Consider the following 26,217-nt stretch of genomic DNA (forward strand, 5'->3'; position numbering starts at 1 on the left):
CTCCGGCGTCGGTCATGCGCTGAGGATAGGCAACCGCTCGGGGCGGTCGGCGCCCCGACACACGTCAGTCGTCACGAGTAGCCGAGATCACCGCCGTCGGGACCGACACACCGAAGTCCTTGTGCCGGACCGTGGTGATCCGGCGGCCCGGCTGCACGGCGTCCTTGACCGGAGCGGTGTGGTCGCCGAAGAACGCGGCGCTCGCGTCGATGTCGTCGACGATGTACGTGATTCCCCACAGCCTCGAGGGACCGTCACTCGTCGTCTCCGGTGAACCGACGACCTCGAGGATCACCTCCCCGAACCGGAAGAAGACCTGACGGACTCGTCGCCCGCCGAGTTCGGTGTCACGTTCCCGGCGCGGGGCCACGCCGATGTCGGTAAGCGATGAGATCGTGCGCCCCAAGTCGGGGGACAACATCACGAGGTGGTCGATTGCGGTGGCGCCGTTCGGATGTTTGGCCGGCGGTGAGGTGGCGGTGGTCGACCGCGCTGTCGGGATGCCGTCGACGTCAAGCGGGCCATCAGATGGCAGGCCGCGCAACGACCACCCGATGATGCCGGTGCCGCGGTCGCTGCCGACCAGTCGAATGCGAACGTCTCCGACCCGGCAGACCGTCCCGGCGTCTCCGCCGGGATCAACACTGAATCCCGCTCGCGTCCAGGCGTCCGGTGGGTCAGCGACTTCGATCTCGTCGACGGTGACGGTCATGGACGTCGAATCTATCCGTCCCGCCGGTCGGTCGCGTCGACCTCAGTCGGAGTCTTGGCCGGCGGCCGCGATCCGTTGGCGTGCTTCGGCCGGCGAAATCCGCAGCCTCCGGGCCAGCACGGCCGCCGGGTCGAACCGAGGCGGCGATGCGGTCTGGGTGGCCACCATCCGTCCGAGCAGCCGTTGTTGCGCGGTCGCCAACCGTCTCTCCCCGGCGTCGAGCCGGCTCAAGACCTCGTGGAGTTCCGACCGTGTCAGGGCGTGCACCGACAACGCGTCTATTTCCTTGCAGGCGGCATTGAGGTGATCGAGGGCCTCACCGACGATCGTCCGCTCGAGATCCCTATCGGATGCCAATATCGAACTCATGTTCGGTACCGTACGCCGACCCACCGACAAGCCGAGTCGACGCGCGACCTCCGCGGCAAAAGAAAATCGGCCGCACAAAGTGTGCGGCCGATTTCAGGTATCCGATATTCACCAAACCGCTATATCCGGTTTGGCGACTCCAACAAATGTGTGCCCTGTTTTATTCCCAACTCAGCAGGCGACGTCGACATATGCCGTCTTTGAAATGACGGTGGTATTGATCGAGCTGCCGCCCCTGGAGTCATTGGTGGCAATGGTCTGTCCCTGGCGCACGCCGAGCACGGTGCAGTTGGTCAGTGGTGCAGCGCCGGTGCGGTTGACGATGACGTGATAGCCGCTGGTCTGAAGGCTTTTCACGGTTTGTTCGGCCGACTGTCCGGTCGGGGCGGCGGCGGCGATGCCGCCGAGGAATGTTCCTGCGGCCAGCGTGCCGGCGGCTAATGTGGCGATGGCATATGACTTCATTTCCCAACCCTCCGTTGCAGGCTGCACCGGGAGTCCCTCTACTTCCGGTTGCTTCCTGCAACGTTTAATTAGGAATCGGGTTCGAAAATTCCAGAATTCTCAGCTTAAAATGCGGAATTTCTCAGGATCGGGGTTCAGCTCTCCTCGACGGTGATCCGCAGGGGCGGCTTGTGCTCGGCGTCGGAGCTGTCGACGCGATCCCACACCACGTCCACCGGGGGTGCCAGCGCTCAGGTAGGCGCGACCTGTGCCATCGTTGAAGAATGAGTAGTGACGGGTACAGCGTCGATGACGACGACCAGTTGACTCAGGAGGACACCCTCATCGATCGGGGTGTCGACGACTTGCTCGACGAGGGTTACTCGCCGCCGGATCGGTGGCGGGAACCGCGGGACCACGAGACCCTCGATGAGCTGCTGGCCGAGGAAGAGCCTGATCCCGCGATGCAGCTCGACGATCGCGACTATCTCGACGAGCAGGGCGGCGATGACGAGGTCGGAGACCGACGGTCGGGCCGGTTGGTGGCCCCCAATGCGGGCTTCGGTGCAGACGAAGAGGCGGAGCTGCTCGGGACCGATGTCGGCATCGACGGTGGTGCGGCCTCAGCTGAAGAAGCCGCCGTCCACATCATCCCGCCGTCGTCACCGGATGGCGGTCCGTCGTTCTAGTGCCACCGACACGGTGAAGACCAGCAGCCCGCCGACGGCCAGCAGTGCGCCGGCCGCGGCCGGCGCGGTGTAACCGAGGCCGGCCGCGATCACCAGGCCACCCACCCAGGCGCCCGTGGCATTGCCGATGTTGAGCGCGGAGTGGTTGAGCGCGGCGGCCAGGGTCTGGGCGTCGTGGGCGACATCCATCAGCCGGGTCTGCAACGCCGGACCGACGGCCGAGCCGGCCACGCCGACGCCGAACAGCAGAGGCAGGGCGGTCCACGGGCTGTGCGACCCCAGCGAGAACGCGGCCAGCAGCACCGCCAGGGAGCCCAGGGACAGGTACAGCGCGCGGATCACCGAGGTGTCGGCGAACCGGCCGCCGATCAGGTTGCCGACGACCATGCCGAGGCCGAACACCATGAGCGCCACCGGAACCATGGACCGGGGTAGGCCGGTCACATCGGTCATCGTGGTGCTGATGTAGGTGTATACCGCGAACATGCCGCCGAAGCCGATCATGCCGACCAGCACCGCCAGCCACACCTGAGGTCGGCGCAACGCACTCAGTTCGGTCAGCGGGCTGGTGACGTGCATGGACTTCAGATGCTTGGGCAGCCACCGCCACTGGGCAGCCAACGTGATCAGCCCGACGCCGACCACCAGACCGAACGCGCTCCGCCAGCCGAGGGCCTGGCCGAGCCAGGAGGCCAGCGGAACGCCCAGCACGGTCGCGACGGTCAGGCCGCACAGCACATAGGCGACGGCCTTGGCCCGGTTCTGCGGACCCATCAGATGGGCGGCGGCCAGCGCGGCGATCCCGAAGAACGCGCCGTGTGGCAGGCCGGCGACGAACCGGGCGACGACCAGGGTCGGGTAGGTCGGTGCCAGCATGCTGGCCACGTTGCCGAGGGTGAAGACCGCCATCAGCGTGAGCAGCAGGGCCTTGCGCGGCCAGCGCGCGGTGAGTGCGGCGATGACGGGCGCGCCGATCACCACGCCCAGCGCGTAGGCGGAGATGACGTGGCCGGCAGTGGGTTCGCTGATGCCGAAGCCGGTCGCGATGTCGGGCAGCAGCCCCATCGCGACGAATTCGGTGGTGCCGATACCGAAGCCGCCGAGGGCCAGGGCGAACACCGCCAGCGAGCGCACCGTGGGGTCAGGTGCGACAACGGCACGCGGGCGTTCGAGAGAGGTCGTCATTCGCAGGCTTTCCGAGTGTTCTGAGTTGTTCCGGGGTGGCCGGACTGAGCTCTCGGGCAGCGTTGGGCGAGAACGGCGGGTGCAACGCTAACGGGGCGGGGAGTGTTCCCTCAAACCGTGGATCGACGGCCCCCGTTTTCTACACCTGGGCTGTCGGTCGTCGCCGGACACAACCCAGGAGTAGAAATCGGCGCAGGGAGTTACCCGCGAAGCGGGACTAGACCTTGGCGATGACGTTCTCGGCGAACTTCTCCAGGTGGCGGATCTTGCGATCCAGCGGCTCGGGGTCCTCGCCCATGACGTAGGGCAGGCGGAAGCCCACGATCACATCGGTGACGCCCTTGTCCTCAAGTCGTTTGATGCCGTCGGGCGTGTACGCGTCGGCCGAGATCACGTGGATCTCAAACGGCCCGGTCTGGCCCTCCTCCGCCCTGATCTCCTTGAGGCGCTTGAGGAGGACGTCGAGGTCGTCGGTGCCGCCGCCGTGCATCCAGCCGTCGTTGCGGGCCGCGCGGCGCAAGGCGGCTTCGGCGTGCCCGCCGACGAGGATGGACACCGGCTTCGACGGCGCCGGGGTCATCTTGGTCTTGGGGATGTCGTAGAACTCGCCGTGGTACTCGAAATAGTCACCGCTGGTCAGGCCGCGGATGATGTCGATGCACTCGTCCATGCGCTTACCGCGCCGCGCGAACGGAACGCCCATCAACTCGTAATCCTCGGGCCACGGGCTGGTGCCGACCCCGAGCCCCAGCCGGTTGTCGAACAGCGCGTTGAGCGAGCCGACCTGCTTGGCCACCAGAGCGGGCGGACGGATCGGCAGCTTGAGCACGAAGAAGTTGAACTTGAGCGTGGTGGTCACCGCACACAGGGCCGAGGCCATCACGAAGGCCTCGACGAATGCCTTACCGTCGAGGAACTCGCGGTTGCCGTCCGGGGTGTAGGGGTACTTCGAGTCGGATTCGAAGGGGTAGGCGACGCTGTCGGCGATCGTCATGGCGTGATAACCGGCCGCCTCGGCCGCCTGGGCGAGCGGGATGTAGTAGGTGGGATCGGTCATGGCTTCGGCGTAGGTGAACCGCATGCCGTACACACTAGAACGTGTTCTAGTTCTATGGGGGCGATCGGGCAGGCATGATGACCGAGTGCCTGCCTGGCTGACGCGCAACGTCCGGGTGCTGTCTGCGGTGTCCTTCCTACAGGACACCGCGAGTGAACTTCTCTATCCGCTGCTGCCGATCTATCTGACGGCCGTGCTCGGTGCCCCACCCGCCGTGGTCGGCGCAGTCGAGGGCGCCGCCGAGGGCGCGGCGGCGATGACCAAGCTGGCCGCTGGCCCGCTCGGCGACCGATTCTCCAAGCGGCCCTTGATCGCCACCGGCTACGGCATGGCGGCACTGGGCAAGGTCATGGTCGCGGCCGCCGGTGGGTGGCCCGGCGTGCTCGCGGGTCGCGTGGTGGACCGGTTGGGCAAGGGCATCCGCGGCGCGCCACGTGACGCCCTGCTGATCGCCGACACCGACGCCGCCGCCCGCGGCCGGGTTTTCGGATTCCACCGTGCCATGGACACTTTTGGCGCGGTGGTCGGTCCACTGTTGGGTTTGGCCGGCTATGAACTGCTCGACCACCAGATCGCGCCACTGCTGTGGGTGGCTGTGGTGCCCGCCGTGCTCAGCGTGGCGCTGGTGTTCCTGGTCTCGGAAAAGGGCACAGCGAAACGCGCTGAGGAGTTCCAGCCCGTCAGAGAGCGTCAGCCGGTGTTCGCCCGAGTGCGGGAACTGCCCGGGCAGTACTGGCGGGTGACGGCCGTGCTGGTGGCGTTCGGTCTGGTGAATTTCCCCGATGCACTGTTGTTGTTGCGGCTCAACGAGATCGGCTTCTCGGTGGTCGAGGTGATCCTGGCCTACGTCACCTACAACGCGGTCTACGCCATCTCCAGTTTCCCGGCCGGGTTGCTGGCTGACCGGATCGGCCGGTTGCCGGTGTTCGGTATCGGCCTGGTGTTCTTCGCGATCGGCTACGTCGGGCTGGGGTTGACCACCGATCCGTTGCTCGCCTGGCTGTTGATCGGGGCCTACGGCCTGTTCACGGGCTGCACCGATGGGGTCAGCAAGGCCTGGGTGTCCTCGCTGGTCGGTTCCGACCTGCAGGGCAGTGCGCAGGGAGTCTTCCAGGGCCTCAGCGGATTCGCCGTGCTGGGCGCCGGGATATGGGCCGGGCTGCTCTGGACTGCTGTTCCAGGTCAGCCCGGCCAACTGCCGCTGCTGATCTCCGGGATCGGCGGGGCGCTGTTCGCGACCGGGTTGCTCGGCCGCTCGCTGTTCAGCCGGCGGCGCTGACTTCGGGCCCGTCGGCGGAGTCCAGATCGAAGGGCGGTTCACCGATCCCGGAGACCGAGTGCGTGCCCTGCGAGGTGCGCTCGGTGATGCGGGCGTCGACGGTACGGGTGCCGATGCTCAGCCGCACCGCCCCGGCGGCCACGGTGCTGGGCGCATCGAGAATCGTTCCGCGCCAGTGGTACTTGCCGTCGATCGGATCCAGGTGACCGGCCAGCCGCACGTGTACCCGGCGATCGCCGTCACCGGTGTCGAGGACGGCGAATCCGTCGTACACCTCGTCGGTGGCGCCGGCGTCGGAACTCGCGGCAGATACCGCGGCCGCGGTGAGGCGCGATGGCGTCTTCGCCGGCAGGAAACCGGAGCGCCGCCACATGCGCCGTCCGATTCGGCCCATCAGTCCGACCTCTTCGAGGAAGGCTGCCAGCGGGGCGAATCCGGAGATCTGCACCTCGTGACGGTGGGCGCTGGCCCGGGCCATCCGGCGCGCGACGCGGGCGTCCAGGCCGACGCGCGCGTACTGGATCTTGTTGGTGAACAGGTAGCGGAAGAAGAACCCGCCGACACCGTTGAGGTTGGCCACCCACACCCGCTTGTACCAGCGCATCGACGGCGTGCGCTGACGCAGGCCGTCACGGGCGAACTGGATGTGGCGGGCCTCCTCGGTGACGTGAATACGCATGAGGCGCTGCACCATCGGCTGCAGGTCGGGGTCGTCCATCATCTGCCGCTGCAGCGAATCGAAGATCTCCTCACCGACCAACGCGGCCACCCACAGCACCGAGCCGCGGAAGAAGAACGGCAGCGAGTTGATGATCATCCGCTGGTACAGCCGCGGGCGCACCGGCTTCGCGCCGATCCTGTCGATGGCCTTGCCGAACATCACCATGTGGCGGGTCTCGTCGCCGAGTTCGGTGAGTTCGTAGTGCGTGGAGTTCGAGGTGGGGTCCTGGTGCATCATCTTGCGCAGCAGCGACTGGTTGAGGATGTTCTCGAACCAGATGCCCGCCGAGAGGGTGTTGGCCAGCTCCTGGCGTGACAGCTCGATCTGCTCCTCGCGGGACATGCTGTCCCACAACGGGGTTCCGTATAGCGACACGATCCTCGGCGGTAGGAAGAACTTGTCCGGATCCAGCGGCGCGTGCCAGTCGATGTCCACCACGGGCGCATACGACTTGCGTACCGAACCCTTGAGCAGGCGTTCGGAAAATGCATCCCGCCGCGCGGCGTTGGTCGAGCCTCCGCCGGGTCTGGCCGAAGTTGTCACCGTTGACGTTCCCTTCGTTTGTGGTCCCCTCTTCCCGACGGTAGGTACCGACAATGCGTGATGTCAATACCCCGGGTACCGGATACTTGGGGTACCTGGTTTCGGTTCGGTTAACCTTCGACAGTGCGTCGCATCCATGTCATCGGAATCGGGGCCGGTGATCCGGACTTCGTCACGGCCCAGGCTATTTCCGCGCTCAATGACACGCAGGTGTTTTTCGCGATGGACAAGGGGCCGCGCCGAGGTGCGGCCGACGATCTGGTCGCGGTGCGCAAGCTGATCTGCGATCGCTTCATTCGTACTGATCCCGGCAAGCCCGGCTACCGCTTCGTCGAATTGGTCGACCCGCCGCGCGCCGCGGCCGGCGACGCACCCGGCTACCGCCAGGTCGTGGCGGACTGGCATGCCGAGCGGGCCCGGATCTGGGCGGCGGCCATCGAATCCGAACTCGGGCCCGACGGTGTCGGAGCCTTTCTGGCCTGGGGGGATCCGTCGCTGTACGACAGCACGCTGCGGATCCTGGAGATGGTGGGCGAGCACGTCGAGTTCACCTATGACGTCATCCCCGGCATCACTGCGATCCAGGTCCTGACGGCTCGGCATCGCATCCCGCTCAACGACGTCGGCGAACCGGTGCTGATCACCACCGGGCGCCAGTTGCGCGAGCACGGGCTGACCGGTAGCGCCGTGGTGATGCTTGACGCGGACTGCTCGTTTCAGCAGTGCCCGCCGCAGACCCGGATCTGGTGGGGTGCCTATCTGGGCACGCCCGATGAGTTGCTGTATGCGGGCACGGTGGGTGAGATCGGAGACGAGATCGTTGCTGCGCGTGCCGAAGCGAGGACGCGCCACGGCTGGATCATGGACACATACCTGCTGCGGTCGGCAGACTAGACCGCCATGAGCTCATTTCTCCTGCGCGCCGCGATAACCGGATTCGCGCTCTGGGTGGTCACTCTCGTCGTGCCGGGGATCTACTTCATCGGAGGTGACTCGACCATCGCCAGGGTCGGCATCATCTTCGTCGTCGCGGTGATCTTCGGTCTGGTCAACGCGTTCGTCAAGCCGATCGTTCAGATCCTTTCGATCCCGCTGTACATCCTCACGCTCGGGCTGATCCACATCGTGATCAACGCGCTGATGCTGTGGATCACGTCGTGGATCACCGACCACACCACGCACTGGGGTCTGCACATCGACCAGTTCTGGTGGACCGCCATCTGGGCGGCCATCGTGCTGTCGCTGGTGAGCTGGCTACTGTCGTTCGTCAAGGCCCTCGCGTAGGGCGGCGGCCTGCTCGCTCAACGCGGCCGCGGTGTCTGCGGCCGCCTCGGCGCCTGACTCCGTATCGCGGTCACGCTCGGCGCCCCAACAAGCCGCCAGTGTGCGGTAGGCGAGTTGTTCGGTGGCCACGACCGTCGGCCACATGCGTTCGGCCCCAAGGCGTTGCGCTGCTGATCCGCCGACATTCGCGTCATAGGCGGGCAACAGTTCCATGGCCCGCAACTGCAGATCGCGCCGATCGGTGCGGGCCGCCGGGGAGGTGGCGTCGTCGGCCGCCAGGTGGGGCAGGGTGGCGGAGACGGCGTCGAGCGTGGTGGTGATCGCAGTGCGCAGGCCCCTCGGGTGGCGGAGACGCTGGGTCGCCCAGTAGACGGCCAGGGCCACCGCGCATCCGATCAGGGTGTCGCTACCGCGGGTGAGCAGCAGTTCGCCGAGATTGTCGACGGGCTGTCCTCCCGAGGCGATGGTGAGTGCGGCGGGCGTGATGAACACGACGGCCAGGGTGTAGTTACGCACCACGTACATCTCGATGGCGAATTGCAGCGCTCCGATCACCAGTGCCAGCCACAGACCCTGCGGGTGCAGCGCCAGGATCGCGCCGGCAACGCCGAGGCCGAGCCAGGTGCCCAGCGTTCGTTCCACGCCCCGGGCCACTGTGCGTTGCCAGTCGAAACCTTGATGCAGCATCAGCACCGCGGCCGCCATCGCCCAATAGGCATGCGTCATCGTCAGGGCCTGTGAGATCAGCACGGCGATGACACCCGAGATCGCGACCGCGATGCCCACGCGCAGCGCCAGTTGCAGTGATACCGAGCCCGGCGTCAGCGCCCGCCGCAGCAGTTGCAACGCGCTCGGCCGGCCGAGCGGAATCCCTTCGGCGCCATGCTCATCGGTGACCGCATCGGCGGGCACGGTGGCCAGGTGCCGGGCCAGGGCCGCGCCGTCATATGCCAGCGTCTCACCGGCGTCGGCGGCGCGCATGGCCTCGGCGAACAACACGTGCAGCCGGCGGTTGACCACCCGCAGCCGGTACAGCGTCTGGTCGGGTTTCGGTTGCACCGGTTGATAGGTGACCAGGGTGACCCACGCGGTGTGCAGCAGCAGCGCGGCCCGGTGCCGGGCGGCTGCGCGGGCGGCCGGCTCACCCTCGATGTTGTCGATGTAGGCCGCCACGGCGGCGGCAGCCGCAGCCACCGCGGCCTTCTCCGGCCCGCGGGGTCGGATCAGTGCGCCGGACATGTGCACCAGCCAGGCGAACGAGCCGCCGGCCAGAACGAGCGCGGCGTGATGGCCCGGGCTGAGATGCAGAGTCGTCGGGGTGCCGGTCCCGGCCGCGCAGGCCAGCACCACCATGTAGGCCCCGGGCGGTCCGATGCTCAGGGCGTGGCAGACCAGGGTGGCCACCGCGGCGATCATCGTCACGGTCAGCACGCCCAGCCATGGTGCCGATGATGCCCAATCCCCGAGTGCCACTGCGGCGGCGAAGCACACCACGACTACCGCCAGGTATCCGCCGCGATTGAGGTAGGGCCGGCCGCTGCCGTACAGCGAGGTGAATCCGCCGATGGTGGCGATCAATCCGGCAGTGGTGTCGCCGGCCAGCCAGCCCACCAGAACAGGTACGGCCATGCAGATTCCGGCCCGCAGAGCGAACGGCCACCGGCGCGGCACGCTGTTGATCACGAAGATACTGCGTATCGGGTTGGTCGCTCCGGGGGCAGGCCGGTTGGACATGTCTACAGCATGCTCGGCATTTCGCTGACACACTGGAGCCATGCCTGAACTGCCCGAAGTGGAGGCGTTGGCCGATCATCTGCGCCGGAACGCGACGGGCCGGGTGGTCACCCGGATCGACGTGTCCGCGTTGTCGGTGCTCAAGACGTTCGATCCGCCGCCGACGGCGTTGCACGGACAGACCGTGACGGGTGCGAACCGCTGGGGCAAGTACCTTGGTCTCGAAGTCGGTCCCTGGCACCTGATCACGCATCTGTCGCGGGCGGGTTGGCTGCGTTGGTCGGACAAGTTGGCGACGACGCCGCTCAAGCCCGGCAAGGGCCCGATCGCCCTGCGGGTGCATTTGGGGGAGGGCGTGGGCTTTGACCTGACCGAGGCCGGGACTCAGAAGCGGTTGGCGGTGTGGCTGGTCGCCGATCCCCTTGATGTACCGCAGATCGCCGCGCTGGGACCTGATGCGCTGTCGCTGGATTCAGCCGGGCTGGCGGGTGTGCTGGCCGGGCAGGGCGGACGGATCAAGACCGTGATCACCGATCAGAAGGTGATCGCCGGGATCGGCAACGCCTACAGCGACGAGATCCTGCACGTGGCCAAACTGTCGCCGTTCGCCACTGCGGGCAAGCTGACCGATGCCCAACTCGGTGCGCTGCACGACGCGATGATCTCGGTGCTCACCGATGCGGTGACGCGTTCGGTGGGACAGCAGGCCGCGACGCTCAAGGGGGAGAAGCGTTCTGGTCTTCGCGTGCACGCGCGTACCGGGCTGCCGTGCCCGGTGTGCGGGGACACCGTGCGGGAGGTGTCTTTCGCCGACAAGTCGTTCCAGTACTGCCCGACGTGTCAGACCGGCGGCAAGGTGCTGGCCGACCGGCGGATGTCCAGGCTGCTCAAGTAGCGGCCGCATTTTTGACAGTTGTCTAACTCGGTTATCCTGCAGCGATGACCCGTCAGAAGATCCTCATCACCGGTGCCAGCTCTGGGCTGGGCGCGGGAATGGCCCGTCAATTCGCGGCCAAGGGCCGTGACCTGGCCCTGTGTGCCCGCCGCACCGATCGGCTCGACGAGCTCAAGGCCGAGTTGGCCGACCGGCACCCCTACGTCAAGGTGGCTGTCGCTGCGCTGGACGTGAACGACCACGAGGCCGTGCCGCGGGTGTTCGGTGAGCTGTCCGAGGAACTCGGCGGTATCGATCGCGTGATCGTCAACGCCGGCATCGGTAAGGGCTGGCCGCTGGGCGAGGGCAAGCCGTGGGCGAACAAGGCCACCATCGAAACCAATCTGATCGCCGGTCTGGTGCAGATCGAGACGGCTTTGGAGATGTTCAAGAAGTCCGGAAGTGGTCACTTGGTGCTGATCTCGTCGGTCCTCGGCAACACCGGTGTGCCCGGCGGCAAGGCTGCCTACTGCGCTTCGAAGGCCGGTATGACGTCGCTGGGCGAGTCGCTGCGCGCCGAGTACGACAAGGGTCCGATCCGGGTGACTGTGATCGAGCCGGGCTACATCGAGTCGGAGATGACGGCCAAATCGGCGACGACCATGCTGATGGTCGACAACGAGACCGGTGTGCGCGCGATGGTCGAGGCCATCGAGAAGGAGAAAGGCCGGGCCGTGGTGCCGCGCTGGCCGTGGGCGCCGCTGACTCAGGTACTTCGGTTGCTGCCGCCGAAGTACACCAAGCGTTTCGCCTGATTTCGGGGTCGGCGCGCGCCGGGGCAGGTAGGTCGGTCGCCGAGACTGTACTCAGGGACAGAAATCGCGCCGATTTTGTCCCTGACTGCAGTCTCGGTGTCATAGGCAGCCCAAACCGCGGCGTACGCGAGGTGGCCTTGGTGCCTCAGAGGGCAGTGTTGCCCGTGAGGCTAATTTCGGGGCCGTGTTTCAGCACCGAGGGAACCTGGGTAGCCCACCCTCATGACCTCAAGACTGATTGCCTCGATGTTCTTTGCAGGCGCTGCGGCTGGGGCCGTCGCATTCGTTCCGGTTGCCGCGGCTGATCCTCCGGCTCCGCCGCCGTGCGTCAACGCCGACGGGACGGCATGCGCCGATGCGGGCATGGCCGGCCCCGGCGGCGCAACCGGCGAGATTCCCGGTGGCCCCGGCGGTACAGCAGGCCCGGGCGGTGCCAGCGGCTCGATTCCGTACGGCCCCGGCGGAACGGCCGGACCGGCCGGCGCCACCGGCGAGATTCCCTATGGCCCGGGTGGGACCGCGGGGCCCGGTGGGGCCACCGGCGGTATCCCGAATGGACCTGTCGGTACGGCCGGTCCCGGCGGTGTCAGTGGCTGCATCCCGAACGTGGGCTGCGCGACGATCCCGGGGCAGTAGGGCCTGAGTCCTAGACCGAGCGTCCGCGCTCGACGCGGTAACGCCGCACCAGCGCATCGGTAGATGAATCCGACTGCTTGCCTGGTGATTCCGATTCGGTGATCACCGGCAGCAGTGCCTTGGCCTGGGTCTTACCCAGCTCGACGCCCCACTGGTCGAAGGAGTCGATCCCCCACACGACTCCCTCGGTGAACACCTGGTGTTCGTAGAGGGCGATGAGCTGCCCCACCACCGACGGCGTCAACCTGGTTGCCAGGATTGACGTCGTCGGTCGGTTTCCGGGCATCACCTTGTGTGGGACCACCGCGGACGGAGTGCCCTCGGCGGCAATGGCTTCGGCGGTCTTGCCGAACGCCAGCACCTGGGTCTGGGCGAAGTAGTTGCTCATCAGCAGGTCGTGCATGCTGCCGGTGCCGTCGGCCGTGGGCAGGTCGTCGGTGGGCTCCGAGAAGCCGATGAAATCGGCGGGAACCAGACGGGTGCCCTGGTGCAGCAGTTGGTAGAAGGCGTGCTGGCCGTTGGTTCCCGGCTCGCCCCAGAAGATCTCACCGGTCTGGGTGGTCACCGGGGAGCCGTCGGCGCGCACGGACTTGCCGTTGGACTCCATGGTCAGCTGCTGCAGGTAGGCCGCGAACCGGGACAGGTCGTTCGAGTAGGGCAGCACTGCACGCGATTGTGCACCAAAGAAATTCGAGTACCACAGCCCGATCAGACCCAACAGTGCCGGAGCATTCTCGGCCAGCGGCGCGGTGCGGAAGTGCTCGTCGACCAGATGGAATCCGGACAGGAATTCGGCGAACCGCTCGCGGCCGATCACGGCCATCACCGACAGCCCGATCGCCGAGTCCACCGAGTACCGCCCGCCCACCCAGTCCCAGAACCCGAACATGTTGTCGGTGTCGATGCCGAACTCCTGCACGAGCTTCGCGTTGGTGGACACTGCCACGAAATGCTTGGCCACCGCGTCCTCGCCGAGTGCATCGACCAGCCAGCGACGCGCGGCCGTCGCGTTGGTGAGGGTCTCGAGGGTGGAGAACGTCTTGGATGCGACGATGAAAAGCGTTGTGGCCGGGTCCAGGTCGGCCAGCGTCGCCACCAGGTCGGCCGGGTCGACGTTCGACACGAAGCGGGCCACTATGCCGGCGTCGGCATAGTGGCGCAGTGCGTCGTACACCATCACCGGCCCCAGGTCCGAACCGCCGATGCCGATGTTCACCACGGTCTTGATGCGCTCGCCGGTGGCCCCGGACCACTCGCCGCTCCGGAGCCGGTCGGTGAACCCACCCATGCGATCGAGCACCTCGTGCACGTCGGCCACCACGTCCTGGCCGTCGACGGTCAACGATGCGTCCGCAGGCAACCGCAACGCGGTGTGCAGTACCGCGCGGTCCTCGGAGGTGTTGATGTGCTCACCGGCGAACATCGCGTCGCGGCGGGCTTCCAGCCCGGCAGCGCGGGCCAGATCGGCCAGCAATTCCAGGGTCCGGCGGGTGATGCGGTGCTTGCTGTAGTCGATGTAAAGGTCGCCGACCGTCAGCGCGAGCTCGGTGCCGCGGTTCGGATCCTCTGCGAAAAGCTCCGTCAGATGGATGTCGCGGATCTCGTCGTAGTGCTTCGACAATGCCTGCCATGCCGGGGTTGCGGTGATGTCAGCACTCATTCCGCTGACCTTAGTGTGGCGCTTGGCTGATGGGTGTACATGATGGATGTATGGCCATTGAAGACTTGATTTCATCCGTGCCCACGGGTCTGTGGATCGGTGGTGAGGAACGCCAGGCCGCATCGACGTTCAATGTGCTGGATCCGAGCGACGATCAGGTGTTGGCCACGGTGGCCGACGCGACCGCCGCCGATGCCGTCACCGCATTGGACGCCGCTTGTGCGGTCCAGGCCGAGTGGGCCGCGACCGCACCGCGCAAACGCGGCGAGATACTTCGCTCGGTGTTCGAGAAGATCACCGAACGTGCCGACGACATCGCCGCACTGATGACCCTCGAGATGGGCAAGGTGCTCGCCGAGAGCAAGGGCGAGGTCGCATACGGCGCCGAGTTCTTCCGCTGGTTCTCCGAGGAGGCGGTGCGCATCGCCGGTCGCTACACCCCGGCACCGGCGGGCACCGGCCGCATTCTCGTCACCAAGCAGGCGGTCGGCCCGTGCTACGCCATCACCCCGTGGAACTTCCCGCTGGCCATGGGCACTCGCAAGATGGGCCCGGCGTTCGCCGCGGGCTGCACCATGATCGTCAAACCCGCGCAGGAAACCCCGCTGACCATGTTGCTGCTGGCCAAGCTGATGGATGAGGCGGGCCTGCCCAAGGGCGTGCTCTCGGTGCTGCCGACCAGCAACCCGGGCGCGGTGAGCACCGCGCTGATCGATGACGGCCGGTTGCGCAAGCTGACTTTCACCGGCTCGACGGGCGTGGGCAAGGCTCTGGTGAAGCAGTCCGCAGACAAGCTGCTCCGCACGTCGATGGAGCTCGGTGGCAACGCCCCCTTCATCGTGTTCGACGACGCCGACGTCGACGCAGCGGTCGACGGCGCGATCCTGGCCAAGATGCGCAACGGCGGTGAGGCCTGCACGGCGGCCAACCGCTTCCACGTGGCCAACTCGGTGCGCGAGGAGTTCACCGAGAAGCTCGTCAAACGGATGAGCGAGTTCACCCTCGGCAAGGGCATCGACCCCACGTCCACGTTGGGCCCACTGATCAATTCCAAGCAGGTCTCCACCGTCACCGAACTGGTCTCCGACGCGGTGTCGCGCGGTGCGACCGTCGCGGTCGGCGGCGTCGCGCCGGACGGGCCGGGCAACTTCTACCCGGCCACGGTGCTGGCCGATGTGCCCGCCGATGCCCGCATCCTCAAGGAGGAGGTCTTCGGCCCGGTCGCCCCGATCACCGGGTTCGACACCGAGGACGAGGGGGTGGCCGCCGCCAACAACACCGAATACGGCTTGGCTGCCTACGTTTACACGCAGTCGCTGGACCGCGCGTTGCGGGTGGCCGAGGGCATCGAGTCCGGCATGGTCGGCGTCAACCGCGGTGTCATCTCAGATGCGGCCGCACCGTTCGGCGGCATCAAGGAATCCGGCTTCGGCCGTGAGGGCGGCACCGAGGGCATCGAGGAGTACCTCGATACGAAATATATTGCGCTAACCCGTTAGCGCCCCGTCGCGCCTTCCCGACTCGGCGCCCGATGCCCCCTAAACTCTGGGGCTCGGACGCCAAGACGGGAGGGCATGACGTGACTGCGGCGCCAGTCCGTGCTGCCAGCCGGCGTCGGCGTGCCTCCATCCGCCGTGACATCCCGGCACTGGACGGCATCCGCGCCATCGCGGTGGCCCTGGTGCTGGCCGGCCACGGCGGAGTGCCGGGTATGGCCGGGGGGTTCATCGGCGTCGACGTCTTCTTCGTGCTCAGTGGATTCCTGATCACTTCACTGCTGCTCGACGAGTACCGCCGCACCGAGCGCATCGACCTCAAGGGGTTCTGGATCCGCCGGGCCAAGCGCCTGCTGCCCGCCATGGTGCTGATGACCTTGGCCGTGGTGATCGCCCGGCCCCTGTTCCCGTCGGATGCGGTCACCACGCTTCGCGAGGACGCCGTCGCGGCGTTCTTCTGGATGGCGAACTGGATGTTCGTCGCCACCGACACCGACTACTTCAGTCAGGGCAGTGCTCCGTCGCCGTTGCAGCACACCTGGTCGCTGGCGGTCGAGGAGCAGTACTACGTCATCTGGCCGCTGCTGGTGCTGGCCGCCGCGTTGCTGGTGCGTCGCCGCTCTGCCGGCGCGGTGCGGGTGACGGTGTTCGTGCTCGCGGTGCTCGGGCTGGTCGGCTCGGCGGTCGCGGCGATCTGGATGTCGGGCGATGCCGGTGAGCTCAACCGCGTGTACTTCGGTACCGACACCCGGGCCCAGGCGCTGTTGGTCGGTGCGGCCGCCGCGGCACTGCTCGTGCGTGACTGGTCGGCGCTGACGATGTCGGGCACGTTGATCCGGGCCCGGTGGCGGCGCTGGATCGCCTGGGTCCTGCCGGTGATCGGGGTGGCGGTCCTGGCGGCAGCCGCGCACCTGGCGACCGGCAGCGCCGACGAGTTCCACCACGGTCTGCTGATCATCGTGGCGTTGGGCGCGGTGTTCGTCGTCGCCCCGGTCGCACTCGACCAGGACGGCTACGTCGCCCGCGCGCTGGCCTGGTATCCGCTCGTCACGCTCGGCGTCATCTCCTACGGCGTCTACCTGTGGCACTGGCCGATCTTCCAGATCCTCAACGGCGAGCGCACCGGCCTGCAGGGCTGGTCGCTGCTCGCACTGCGGTGTGCCGTGACGATCGCGGTGTCGTGGGTGTCGTGGTGGGCGATCGAGCAGCCGGTCCGGCACTGGCGCCCGCAGCATGTCCCGATGCTGCGGCTGGCCGCGGCAACGGTGGCCACCGCCGCGGTGGCGACCATGACGGTCGTTCCGGTCGGGGTGCCGACCCGGCCCGCGGGCCCAGACGTGATGGCCGCGGCCGCGTCCGAGCAGGACGTCGGCGCGGAGCGGCCCGTCCCGGTGGGACCGCCGCCGGCGCTGCCGCCCGGCACGCGGACGGTCGCGGTGTTCGGTGACTCGGTGGCGTGGACGCTGATGCGGTATCTGCCCGCCAGCCCGGGTTTTCACTTCAGCGACTACACGACGATCGGCTGCGGCATCGCCCGCGGCGGCCCGTACCGGTCGGCCGGGGAGACGTTGAACCAGAAGCCGGAGTGCGACTCCTGGCCGGAGCGCTGGGCGCAGCGGATCGCCCACGACCGCCCGGAAACCGTGCTGTTGATGATCGGGCGTTGGGAGGCCGTCGACCGTATGTGGCGCGGGCGGTGGACGCACATCGGCAACGACGCCTTCGACGCCTATCTCAAGGGTGAGCTACAGCGTGCGCTCGACATTCTCAGCTCGACGGGGGCCCGCGTCGTGGTGACCACTGCGCCGTATAACCGGCGCGGTGAGCGGTCGGACGGCACGCTGTACCCCGAGGACCAGCCCGGCCGGGTGCAGGCGTGGAACACCATGCTGCGGAATGTGGCCGCGCAACGGCCGAACGTGTCGGTGCTGGATTTCAATGACAAGCTCAACCCGGACGGCAAGTACACCGCGAAGATCAACGGGGTCAGGATGCGCAGCGATGGCGTGCACCCGACGTCCGAGGCGGTGCAGTGGTTGACGCCTTGGCTGTTGGATTCGCTGAAGGAGCCGGCGAAGCTCGCGGGCCGATAAGGCTCTAGTGGCCCAGCCGGCCGCGGCCGAGCTGCAGCAGCAGGATCGCCATGTCCTTGCCCTCGGGGCCGAGCACGCTGTAGCGCTCGATGACCTGCATCTCGCGGTTGTGCACCAGCCGGGTGCCGCCGGAGGCCATCCGGGCTTTGCCGATCTCCTTGGAGACCTCGGCGCGTCGTTGGATGGCGGCAATGATGGTGGCGTCGAGTTCGTCGATCTCCCGACGCAGGTCATCGATCTCAGGCACAAGCTGATAGTCCCAGTCGGCTCGTGCCAGCGCAAAACTGTCCCCGCTCAGCGGTAAGTTTGAACGCAAGATGACCACTACTTCCCACATGGCACCGCCGGCTGCTGCAGATGTTGATGACCTTCTTGACGGCTTGAACCCTCAGCAGCGCCAAGCGGTGCTGCACCATGGTTCGCCGCTGTTGATCGTCGCGGGCGCGGGGTCGGGTAAGACGGCGGTGCTGACCAGGCGTATCGCCTATCTGTTGGCCGCGCGTGACGTCGGGGTGGGGCAGATCCTGGCGATCACGTTCACCAACAAGGCCGCCGCCGAGATGCGCGAGCGCGTGGTCCAGTTGGTGGGCCCCAGAGCTCGGAATATGTGGGTTTCCACGTTCCACTCGACCTGTGTGCGGATCTTGCGGAACCAGGCCTCGCTGCTGCCGGGCCTGAACTCCAACTTCTCGATCTACGACTCCGACGACTCCCGGCGCCTGCTGATGATGATCGGCAAGGACATGGGGTTGGACACGAAGCGGTATTCGCCGCGGCTGCTGGCCAACGGCATCTCCAATCTGAAGAACGAGCTGATCGGGCCGGAGCAGGCCGCGGCCGAGGCTTCGGAGGCCGCCGAGGAGATGGCCGGCATCATCGCCCAGGTCTACGGCGAGTATCAGCGCAGGCTGCGCGCGGCCAATGCGCTGGACTTCGACGATCTGATCGGTGAGACGGTCGGGATCCTGCAGGCCTTCCCGCAGATCGCGCAGTACTACCGCCGCCGGTTCCGCCACATCTTGGTCGACGAGTACCAGGACACAAACCATGCGCAGTACGTGCTGGTGCGTGAATTGGTGGGTCACCATCTCGACGAGAACGACGGGGTGGCGGCATCGGAACTGTGTGTGGTGGGTGACGCCGATCAGTCCATCTACGCGTTCCGCGGTGCGACCATCCGCAACATCGAGGATTTCGAGCGCGACTACCCGGACGCGACGACGATCCTGCTGGAGCAGAACTACCGCTCCACCCAGACCATCCTGAACGCGGCCAACTCGGTGATCGCCCGCAATGCGGGCCGCCGCGAGAAGCGGCTGTGGACCGAGGAGGGCGAGGGCGAGCTGATCGTCGGCTATGTGGCCGACAACGAGCACGACGAGGCCCGCTTCGTCGCGGAGGAGATCGACGCCCTCGCCGACAGCGAGGGCGTGAAATACGGTGACGTCGCGGTCTTCTACCGCACCAACAACTCCTCGCGTGCGCTGGAGGAAGTGTTCATCCGCGCCGGCATCCCGTACAAGGTCGTCGGCGGCGTGCGGTTCTACGAGCGCCGCGAGATCCGCGACATCGTCGCCTACCTGCGGGTGCTGGACAATCCGGGTGACTCGGTGAGCATGCGCCGCATCCTCAACACCCCGCGCCGCGGCATCGGTGACCGGGCCGAGGCCTGTGTGGCCGTCTACGCCGAGAACACCGGCGCCAGCTTCAACGATGCGTTGCAGGCCGCCGCCGAGGGGCGGGTGCCGATGCTCAACAGCCGCTCGGAGAAGGCCATCGCATCGTTCGTTCAGCTGCTCGACTCGCTGCGCGGCAAGCTCGATGACGAGCTGGGGGACCTGGTCGAAGCGGTGTTGGAGCGCACGGGCTACCGCCGGGAGCTGGAGGCGTCCAGCGATCCGCAGGATCTGGCCCGGTTGGACAACCTCAACGAATTGGTCAGCGTCGCACACGAGTTCAGCACCGATCTGGCCAACGCCCGGGCACTGGCCGAACAGGGCGAGGGGGAGCCGGTCGACGAGGACATCCCCGACACCGGGGTGCTGGCCCAGTTCCTGGAGCGGGTGTCGCTGGTGGCCGACGCCGACGAGATCCCCGAAGACGGTGCGGGCGTGGTGACGATGATGACGTTGCACACCGCCAAGGGGCTGGAGTTCCCGGTGGTCTTCGTCACCGGCTGGGAGGACGGCATGTTCCCGCACATGCGGGCCCTGGGTGATCCCAACGAGTTGTCTGAGGAACGACGGCTGGCGTATGTCGGCATCACCCGTGCACGCCAACGGCTCTATCTGAGCCGGGCCAAGGTGCGGTCGTCGTGGGGGCAGCCCATGCTCAACCCGGAATCGCGGTTCCTGCGCGAGATTCCGGAGGACCTGATCAACTGGCGGCGCATCGAGCAGCCGTCGTCCTCGTTCAGTGCGCCGGTCGGTAACGCGGGCAGCTATGGCAGCCCACGCCCGTCGCCGTCGCGGCCCGCGCCCGCCCGCAACCGTCCGGTGATCACGCTGGAACCGGGCGACCGGGTCACCCACGACAAGTACGGGCTGGGCCGCGTCGAGGAAGTCACGGGTATGGGCGAAACGGCGATGTCACTGATCGACTTCGGCAGTGCCGGTCGGGTCAAGCTGATGCACAACCACGCTCCGGTGCAGAAGCTCTAGCGTTCGCACACCTGGCGGTGATTCCAGGGCCCCTCCGCCAGCACCGCAGGAGCACCCAGGCGTGGCTCGGCCAGCGGTGGAATCGAGGTCAGCACCGGGTTCTGGTCCAGGCGCGATCCGGGTGTGCGGCCGCCGCCCCAACCGACCATCTCCCGATAGCCGCCGAGCAGCCCCGCACCGCTGACCGCGGATTCGGAAGCGTGCGGGCTGTCGGCGCCGACGGGTACCGAGACCGGCGAGACGTACAGCGCGTCGGTGGGGCAGTACGCCTCGCACATGAAGCAGGTCTGGCAGTCGGACTGGCGCGCGATGACAGGTATCCCGTCAGCACTCCGGTCGAACACATCGGTGGGGCACACCTTGATGCAGACGTCGCACTTGATACAGGCCGTCTCACTGACGATTTCGATCACGCCACTGCCTCCGAGGAGATGAGCCGCGGGGCAACGGGATCGGGCACGGTCCAGACCTGGTCCAGGCCGCCGACCAGGATGCGGTGCTCGTAGCGGTGATCGGAATCGGGCAGGTCCTCGCGGCGGTGCAGGCCGCGGGTTTCGGGCCGGGCCAGGGATGCGGCGGTGATCCAGCGCGCCGCGGCCACCATGGCCTCCGCCTGGCGCAGTTTGTAGACGTCGCGGGCCGGCAGCGGGGCCAGGCCGCCGGCGATGTCGCGCCACAGGGTCTCCAGCGCATTGGCGGACTCTTGAAGCCGCTGTTCGGATTTCAGGTAGCTGCGCTGGGGTGGCAGGACGTGCGACTGCGCGGCAGCCACCACCTCTTCGACGGAGGGTGCGCCGATCCGTGAGCGCGGGGTGATCGAGGCGGACCCGGCCACGTGCCCGCGCCGGGTGCGGCTGAACTCGGCGGCACCGCGGCCGGCGAAGGTGCCAGAGGCGATCGCCCACGAGCCGTTGCGGCTGCCGCCGCCGGACAGCGAGCCGGTGATGAGCTCGCGGGTCGCCGCGTCACCTGCCGCATACAGGCCGGGAACCGTTGTCGCACAATCGGGCCCGACGAGTCGCAGGCCACCGGTGCCGCGCACCGATCCTTCGTAGACCATCCGGACCGGGTAGGCGGTGGTGAACGGGTCGATGCCGGCCTTGTCCAGCGGCAGGAAGTAGTTCGGCTGGGCGTCGCGCATGGTCTGACGGAGGTGTTCGGGTGCCCGGTCCAGGCGGGCGAACACCCGCTCGCCGCGGGTCAGCGCCCGCTGGGCGTCCTGGCGTCCGCTCAGCCCGCGCTGGGTGGTGAACGGACGGCCGTGCTCGTCATAGAAGCTGCCCCACTGCAGCATTCGACCCTTGGTGTGTACGCCCCATTCGGGCGCCAGCGCGTAGGCGGTGCAGAACTCCATTCCGGACAGGTGCGCCCCGTGTTCGGCGGCCATCAGGAGACCTTCGCCGGTGTCGACGTTGGTGCCGAACGTCCCGGACAGGAAGGCGGTTCCGCCGGTGGCGAGCACGACGGCGCCCGCGGTGATCCGCCACGGCCGGCCGCCGTCCTGGCGCGCGATGCCCGTGGCGCCGGTGATGACGCCGTCGCGGTCGGCGGTCAGTTCCAGCGCTGGGTGGTGATCGAGGATGCGTACGCCGCTGCGATGGGCCTTGCGGCGCATGCGGCGCATGTACTCGGGGCCCTGTAGGCTGCTGCGCATCTCGCGACCGTCGGCACCGACCGGGAACGGGTAGCCCCACTCGGAGAGGTGTCCGAGCCGGTCCCATGAGGTGGCCAGTACCCGGAACATCCACTCGGAGTCGGTGATCCGGCCGGCAGCCAGTTCGCGTTCACGTACGGAATCCTCGCGCCGCGGGCCGGGCCCGATCGCCCACAGGTTGTTGCCGCCGGCGGCGGTCGCCCCGCTGGTGCCGCAATACCCCTTGTCCACCAGGATGACCCGGGCCCCGGATTCGGTGGCCGAGATGGCGGCCCAGGTGGCTGCGGGGCCGCCGCCGATCACCAGGACATCGGTGCTCAGGGCGTCGGGGTCAGCGGGAGCGGTCATGACCTACCTCTTCTCGGACGCCGAGTTCGGCCAGCAGCGCACGGCGCAGGTCGTCGAATCCGTCATCGCTGCGGGTGCGGGGGAAGGGCAACTCGACGCGGCGGTCGAGTGAGACCCGTCCGCCCGAGAGCACCACCACCCGGTCGGCCAGCAGGATCGCCTCGTCGACGTCATGGGTGACGTGCAGGACTGCCATGTGCCGGCGTGACCACAATTCGTGCAGCAGCCCGTACATCTTGAGCCGGGTCAGCGCGTCGAGCGCGCCGAACGGCTCATCGAGCAGTAACAGGTCGGGTTCGCGGACCAGGGCGCGTGCCAGTGAAACACGTTGTGCCTCACCGCCGGAAAGAGAGAGGGGCCAGGCTCTGCTTTTGTCGACGGCCTTGTCGGCCAGACCCACCTCCTCGAGTGCGGCGCGTCCCCGAGCGGCCCGGCTGGGGGCGTCGGGTCCGGCGTCAGGCAGGGCGAAGGTCACGTTGGCGAGGGCGCGCCGCCACGGCAGTAACCGCGGGTTCTGGAACACCACCGCCCTGGAGCGGGGGACCCGCACCGATCCGGTGACCTGGCTGTCGAGGCCGGCCAGCACGCGCAGCAAGGTGCTCTTGCCGGAACCGGACCGCCCCAGCATCGCGACGAATTCGCCGTCCTCGATCTGCAATTCGAGATCCTTGAGCACCTGCTGATCGCCGAATGCGCGCTGCAGGCCGTGTACCTCGACGACGGTGCTCATCCCTCGGCTCCGAGTCCCTCGAATCCGTTACGCCACGACAGCAGCAGCCGTTCCAAGGCCCGCACCAGTGTGTAGGACAGCAGTCCTGCCACCGCGTAGATGACGATCACCAGCAGCGAGACGTCGAACTGCAGGTTGGTCTGGGCCCGTGACATCAGGTAGCCGATGCCCTGGGTGGTGTTGATCATCTCGGCGAAGATCAGGCTCAGCCACGCGCTGGAAAGCCCGAGCCGCAGGCCCACAAGGAAATTCGGCATCGCCCCGGGCAGGATTACCTGCGAGATGAGTGTCCGCTGCGAAGCTTCCAAGGTTTGCGCCATCTCGACGAGTTGCCGGTCCACGCCGCGGATACCCGAATAGGTGTTGATGTAGATCGCTATCGCCACACCCGTGGTGATCAACACGATCTTGGGACCCTCACCGATACCCATCCAGATGATCAGCAGTGGTGTCAGCGCGAAATTCGGTACGGCCTTGAGGATCTGCATGGTCCAGTCGAGCAGGTCCTCGCCTGTGCGGGTGAGTCCGGCGACGACCGCGAGCAGGACGCCGATGAGGATGCCCAGCACCGTGCCGGTCAGCACGCGGACGGCCGAGGCGCCGACATGGGTGGCGAGTTGGCCGTCACCGAGCAGCCGCCACGCGGTGGCCGCGACCTCGGTCGGGGGTGGGAACAGGTCGGTGTTGAGGAGCCCCGTCGTCGAGCCGATGGTCCAGGCCGCCAGGATCAGTGCCGGGCCCATCAGCCGGCGTACCGGTCGGGGGAGGCGCGCCCACAGGCCTTTTCGCCGACTGCTGCCGCCGACGACCTCGACGAGTTCCAGGGGCGTGGCCGCTGTCCGGACTGCCGTGGTGCTGGTGACGGCTGCGGTCACGACTTGGCTCCGGCCCACTCGCGGACCGAGTATTCGTTGTCGAACGATCCGTCGGCGTTGAGGAACTTGTATGCGGCTTCGAGTTGGTCCACACCGGCCGCCGGGAACGGTTCGGTATTGAATTCGTCAGCCTGCGTGGACTTCTGCACGAACTTCAGGTCGGTGTCGTCGGTTTTCGCGACCCAGGCCAGGTAGTCGTCGAAGTTCTCGGTGATGTCGCGGTTGACGGTGGTGACGGCCTGTTGCCAGGCGCCGACGAACTCCGGATGCGCGTCGGTGAACGAGGTGAGCGCGATGTTGGTGCCGGTGCTGCCGAAGCCGTGACGCGACAGGCTGTCGATGATCGGGAAGCCCTTGGATTCCAGCTCAGCCGCGCTGGCGCCGGTCAGGATGGCCGCGTCGATCTTGCCGGAACTCAGCCCGGCGATGGACTCGGGCGTCGGCACGTCCCGCACGTGGATCTGGTCGGTCAGGCCGGCGGCATCGATCAGCTGGCGGGCGGCGCGGTCACGGATGGTGCCCTGCGGGGCGGTGATGTCCTTGCCGACCAAGCCCTTGATCTCGGTGGGGCCGCCCTTGGCGCCCACCAGCCACGCGTCGCCGTTGATCGAATCAAGCGACAGCAGAACCACTTTCGGATCTCGGCTGCGGGCGCGCAGGGCCGGGTTGTCGCCGATGGCGGCCACGTCGATGGCGCCGGCGAACAGGGCCGAGGCGACATCGCTGCCGGACTGGAAGAACGAGTACTCGATCTTGCCGACGCCCGCGGATTTCAGCTGCTCGGTGAGGATGCCCTGCTTGTCACCCCAGCCCAGCGAGCCCGCGGGAGTCCCGGTCACCGACGTGGCGCCGACCCGCAGCGTGTAGCCCGCGGCGTTGTCGTCGTTGCTGCTGCAGGAGATCGCCGTGGTGATGAGGGTGAGCGCAAAGGCGGTGCGCAACAAGCGGTTGAACATGGGAGCGGGCCTCCGAAGGGTGTCAATGCGTGAGCACACACGCGAATCCGCCCCAGTAGACTCCCGGCCCGATTTCGGGTCGACGGTTTGGCTCAGGCTGACTGTTAACTCGCTGTGAGCGGGTGATTGACCGGCGGACGCGTCCCAAAGTACGTTGGAACAACTATTTGGTACGGAGGACGGGGAAGTGGATCGGTGACGACGCAACAGGCGGTGGAGCTCTACTACGACCCATTCGACAACGACATCGACGATGACCCGTATCCGATCTGGAAGCGGATGCGCAGCGAGGCGCCGCTTTACTTCAACGAGAAGTACAACTTCTATGCGCTGAGTCGTTGGGACGATGTGGTTCGGGAGCTGCCCAACTGGCAGGCGTACCGATCGGGGCGCGGCACCACGGCCGACATCCTGTTCAGCGGAATCGAGGTCCCGCCGGGCATCCTGCTGTTCGAGGACCCGCCACTGCACGATCTGCACCGTCGGCTGCTGTCCCGGGTCTTCACGCCACGCCGCATGCTGGCGGTCGAGGACCTGGTCCGTGACTTTTGCGCGAAAGCGCTGGACCCCCTGCGCGGGCAGGACGGTCTGGACTTCGTCGCGGACCTCGGGGCGTTCATGCCCATGCGGACCATCGGTTATCTGCTGGGCATTCCAGAGGAAGAGCAGCAGAGCATCCGGGATCGTAACGACAAGGCCATCACGGTCGCCTCGGTCGATGCCAGTGCCGACGGGGTCAGCCCGACGATCTTCCAGGACGCCATCACGATGTTCGCCGAGTACATCGAATGGCGGGCATCCCATCCGTCCGATGACTTGATGACCGATCTGCTCACCGCGGAGGTGGATGACGGGGCCGGAAGGCAGCGGCTGCTGACCCGCACCGAGGTGCTCGCGTACACCGCGATGATCGCCGGCGCGGGCAACGAAACCACCGCTCGGCTCATCGGTTTCATGGGGCAGCTGCTCGGCGAGCATCACGACCAACGGCGCGAGCTCGTGGCCGATCCGAGCCTGATCCCGGGTGCGGTGGAGGAGACGTTGCGCTTCGAACCGCCGTCACCGGTGCAGGCCCGGTACGTCGCTCAGGATGTCGAGCATTACGGGCAGGCGATCCCCGAGGGCTCATACATGCTGCTGCTCAACGGATCGGCCAATCGCGACGAGTCGAAGTTCACCGATCCCGACCGCTTCGACATCCACCGCACGGGCGGTCATCTGAGCTTCGGCCAGGGCCTGCATTTCTGCCTGGGCTCGGCGCTGGCCCGGCTGGAGGCCCGGGTCGCGTTCGAGGAAGTCCTGAAGCGGTGGACGGACTGGGAAGTCGACTATCCCAATGCTTTTCGCGCCCACACGTCCAGTGTTCGCGGCTGGGCGAGGTTGCCGGTCAGGTTCTAGGGGAC

25 protein-coding genes and 1 pseudogene are annotated in these 26,217 nt (G+C 67.2%); 12 read left to right on the plus strand and 14 right to left on the minus strand.

Features of this window, described 5'->3' with window-relative positions; translation table 11 throughout:
- Positions 1 to 64: 64 nt before the first annotated feature.
- The 3 genes from ACWEFV_RS28685 to ACWEFV_RS28695 all read right to left on the minus strand — a co-directional run bounded on the left by ACWEFV_RS28685 (position 65) and on the right by ACWEFV_RS28695 (position 1,546).
- A complete protein-coding gene (locus tag ACWEFV_RS28685) occupies positions 65 to 712 on the minus strand; it encodes a glyoxalase (protein ID WP_450072670.1) in 648 nt (215 codons plus the stop codon).
- Between the two features lie 42 nt (positions 713 to 754).
- Positions 755 to 1,081 carry a hypothetical protein gene (locus ACWEFV_RS28690; RefSeq protein ID WP_135458057.1) on the minus strand — a complete coding sequence of 109 codons (327 nt, stop codon included), beginning with the start codon at positions 1,079 to 1,081 and terminating at the stop codon, positions 755 to 757.
- A gap of 171 nt (positions 1,082 to 1,252) precedes the next feature.
- Entirely contained in the window at positions 1,253 to 1,546 is a 294-nt protein-coding gene (locus ACWEFV_RS28695; RefSeq protein ID WP_450072671.1) for a hypothetical protein, read from the minus strand.
- Positions 1,547 to 1,809: 263 nt separating this feature from the next.
- Here ACWEFV_RS28695 and ACWEFV_RS28700 point away from each other — a divergent pair, with 263 nt between their 5' ends.
- Entirely contained in the window at positions 1,810 to 2,214 is a 405-nt protein-coding gene (locus tag ACWEFV_RS28700; protein ID WP_450072672.1) for a DUF5709 domain-containing protein, read from the plus strand.
- Here the strand turns inward: ACWEFV_RS28700 and ACWEFV_RS28705 are convergent.
- Positions 2,188 to 3,399, minus strand: coding sequence for an MFS transporter (locus ACWEFV_RS28705; RefSeq protein WP_450072673.1), 1,212 nt, complete (start codon positions 3,397 to 3,399; stop codon positions 2,188 to 2,190). The two genes, ACWEFV_RS28700 and ACWEFV_RS28705, sit on opposite strands and share 27 nt — an antisense overlap.
- Before the next feature lie 217 nt (positions 3,400 to 3,616).
- Complete coding sequence (locus ACWEFV_RS28710; protein ID WP_135458049.1) at positions 3,617 to 4,480, minus strand: LLM class flavin-dependent oxidoreductase; 864 nt, start codon at positions 4,478 to 4,480, stop codon at positions 3,617 to 3,619.
- A gap of 61 nt (positions 4,481 to 4,541) precedes the next feature.
- Between ACWEFV_RS28710 and ACWEFV_RS28715 the strand changes: the two genes are divergently transcribed.
- Positions 4,542 to 5,735: an MFS transporter gene (locus ACWEFV_RS28715; protein ID WP_450072674.1), complete on the plus strand. Its 1,194-nt coding sequence runs from the start codon at positions 4,542 to 4,544 to the stop codon at positions 5,733 to 5,735.
- On the opposite strand, the gene ACWEFV_RS28720 is transcribed toward ACWEFV_RS28715, so the two are convergent.
- Positions 5,719 to 6,999, minus strand: a complete 1,281-nt coding sequence (locus ACWEFV_RS28720; protein ID WP_450072675.1) for a diiron oxygenase — start codon at positions 6,997 to 6,999, stop codon at positions 5,719 to 5,721. The two genes, ACWEFV_RS28715 and ACWEFV_RS28720, sit on opposite strands and share 17 nt — an antisense overlap.
- A 123-nt stretch (positions 7,000 to 7,122) precedes the next feature.
- Here ACWEFV_RS28720 and cobF point away from each other — a divergent pair, with 123 nt between their 5' ends.
- Both cobF and ACWEFV_RS28730 read left to right on the plus strand, forming a co-directional pair.
- Positions 7,123 to 7,893, plus strand: coding sequence for a precorrin-6A synthase (deacetylating) (gene cobF, locus ACWEFV_RS28725; RefSeq protein WP_450072676.1), 771 nt, complete (start codon positions 7,123 to 7,125; stop codon positions 7,891 to 7,893).
- A 6-nt stretch (positions 7,894 to 7,899) separates the two neighbouring features.
- On the plus strand, positions 7,900 to 8,283 hold the full coding sequence (locus tag ACWEFV_RS28730; protein WP_358025334.1) for a phage holin family protein: 384 nt from the start codon (positions 7,900 to 7,902) through the stop codon (positions 8,281 to 8,283).
- Here the strand turns inward: ACWEFV_RS28730 and ACWEFV_RS28735 are convergent.
- Positions 8,254 to 10,017 (minus strand): FUSC family protein, encoded by a 1,764-nt coding sequence (locus tag ACWEFV_RS28735; RefSeq protein ID WP_450072677.1) that lies wholly within the window; start codon positions 10,015 to 10,017, stop codon positions 8,254 to 8,256. The two genes, ACWEFV_RS28730 and ACWEFV_RS28735, sit on opposite strands and share 30 nt — an antisense overlap.
- 40 nt (positions 10,018 to 10,057) lie before the next feature.
- Here ACWEFV_RS28735 and ACWEFV_RS28740 point away from each other — a divergent pair.
- From ACWEFV_RS28740 to ACWEFV_RS28755, 4 genes and pseudogenes are all read left to right on the plus strand, one after another.
- Positions 10,058 to 10,300, plus strand: a pseudogene (locus ACWEFV_RS28740) (DNA-formamidopyrimidine glycosylase family protein); the annotation flags it as partial.
- 123 nt (positions 10,301 to 10,423) lie between these two features.
- Positions 10,424 to 10,912 (plus strand): zinc finger domain-containing protein, encoded by a 489-nt coding sequence (locus ACWEFV_RS28745; RefSeq protein WP_450072709.1) that lies wholly within the window; start codon positions 10,424 to 10,426, stop codon positions 10,910 to 10,912.
- A 44-nt stretch (positions 10,913 to 10,956) separates the two neighbouring features.
- Positions 10,957 to 11,706 carry an SDR family oxidoreductase gene (locus ACWEFV_RS28750; RefSeq protein ID WP_450072678.1) on the plus strand — a complete coding sequence of 250 codons (750 nt, stop codon included), beginning with the start codon at positions 10,957 to 10,959 and terminating at the stop codon, positions 11,704 to 11,706.
- A 222-nt stretch (positions 11,707 to 11,928) separates the two neighbouring features.
- Positions 11,929 to 12,342: a hypothetical protein gene (locus ACWEFV_RS28755; protein WP_450072679.1), complete on the plus strand. Its 414-nt coding sequence runs from the start codon at positions 11,929 to 11,931 to the stop codon at positions 12,340 to 12,342.
- Positions 12,343 to 12,352: 10 nt separating this feature from the next.
- Here ACWEFV_RS28755 and pgi read toward each other — a convergent pair whose 3' ends face one another.
- Positions 12,353 to 14,002: a glucose-6-phosphate isomerase gene (pgi, locus tag ACWEFV_RS28760; protein WP_450072680.1), complete on the minus strand. Its 1,650-nt coding sequence runs from the start codon at positions 14,000 to 14,002 to the stop codon at positions 12,353 to 12,355.
- Positions 14,003 to 14,052: 50 nt separating this feature from the next.
- On the opposite strand from pgi, the gene ACWEFV_RS28765 reads away from it, so the two are divergent.
- Positions 14,053 to 15,501 carry an NAD-dependent succinate-semialdehyde dehydrogenase gene (locus tag ACWEFV_RS28765; protein ID WP_135458029.1) on the plus strand — a complete coding sequence of 483 codons (1,449 nt, stop codon included), beginning with the start codon at positions 14,053 to 14,055 and terminating at the stop codon, positions 15,499 to 15,501.
- A gap of 32 nt (positions 15,502 to 15,533) precedes the next feature.
- The gene (locus tag ACWEFV_RS28770; RefSeq protein WP_450072681.1) at positions 15,534 to 17,591 is read left to right on the plus strand and encodes a DUF459 domain-containing protein; all 2,058 of its coding nucleotides are present in this window, start codon (positions 15,534 to 15,536) and stop codon (positions 17,589 to 17,591) included.
- A 4-nt stretch (positions 17,592 to 17,595) separates the two neighbouring features.
- On the opposite strand, the gene ACWEFV_RS28775 is transcribed toward ACWEFV_RS28770, so the two are convergent.
- Complete coding sequence (locus ACWEFV_RS28775; protein ID WP_286175134.1) at positions 17,596 to 17,916, minus strand: chorismate mutase; 321 nt, start codon at positions 17,914 to 17,916, stop codon at positions 17,596 to 17,598.
- Here ACWEFV_RS28775 and pcrA point away from each other — a divergent pair.
- Positions 17,909 to 20,251, plus strand: coding sequence for a DNA helicase PcrA (gene pcrA / locus ACWEFV_RS28780; RefSeq protein WP_167857972.1), 2,343 nt, complete (start codon positions 17,909 to 17,911; stop codon positions 20,249 to 20,251). The two genes, ACWEFV_RS28775 and pcrA, sit on opposite strands and share 8 nt — an antisense overlap.
- Here the strand turns inward: pcrA and ACWEFV_RS28785 are convergent.
- From ACWEFV_RS28785 to ACWEFV_RS28805, 5 genes are read right to left on the minus strand one after another with little or no spacing between them, the layout of a single operon-like run.
- Complete coding sequence (locus tag ACWEFV_RS28785; protein WP_135458023.1) at positions 20,248 to 20,664, minus strand: 4Fe-4S dicluster domain-containing protein; 417 nt, start codon at positions 20,662 to 20,664, stop codon at positions 20,248 to 20,250. The two genes, pcrA and ACWEFV_RS28785, sit on opposite strands and share 4 nt — an antisense overlap.
- Positions 20,661 to 22,253, minus strand: coding sequence for an FAD-binding protein (locus ACWEFV_RS28790; RefSeq protein WP_450072682.1), 1,593 nt, complete (start codon positions 22,251 to 22,253; stop codon positions 20,661 to 20,663). Before ACWEFV_RS28790 ends, ACWEFV_RS28785 begins: the two co-directional genes overlap by 4 nt.
- The gene (locus tag ACWEFV_RS28795) at positions 22,237 to 22,983 is read right to left on the minus strand and encodes an ABC transporter ATP-binding protein (protein WP_135458019.1); all 747 of its coding nucleotides are present in this window, start codon (positions 22,981 to 22,983) and stop codon (positions 22,237 to 22,239) included. The genes ACWEFV_RS28790 and ACWEFV_RS28795 overlap by 17 nt, the downstream gene beginning before the upstream one ends.
- Complete coding sequence (locus ACWEFV_RS28800; protein ID WP_286175133.1) at positions 22,980 to 23,858, minus strand: ABC transporter permease; 879 nt, start codon at positions 23,856 to 23,858, stop codon at positions 22,980 to 22,982. The genes ACWEFV_RS28795 and ACWEFV_RS28800 overlap by 4 nt, the downstream gene beginning before the upstream one ends.
- Positions 23,855 to 24,814, minus strand: a complete 960-nt coding sequence (locus ACWEFV_RS28805) for an ABC transporter substrate-binding protein (protein WP_135458014.1) — start codon at positions 24,812 to 24,814, stop codon at positions 23,855 to 23,857. Before ACWEFV_RS28805 ends, ACWEFV_RS28800 begins: the two co-directional genes overlap by 4 nt.
- A gap of 195 nt (positions 24,815 to 25,009) precedes the next feature.
- Here ACWEFV_RS28805 and ACWEFV_RS28810 point away from each other — a divergent pair, with 195 nt between their 5' ends.
- Entirely contained in the window at positions 25,010 to 26,212 is a 1,203-nt protein-coding gene (locus tag ACWEFV_RS28810) for a cytochrome P450 (RefSeq protein WP_135458012.1), read from the plus strand.
- The last annotated feature ends 5 nt before the right edge of the window (positions 26,213 to 26,217 follow it).

This window comes from Mycobacterium sp. NPDC004974, from assembly GCF_053600815.1.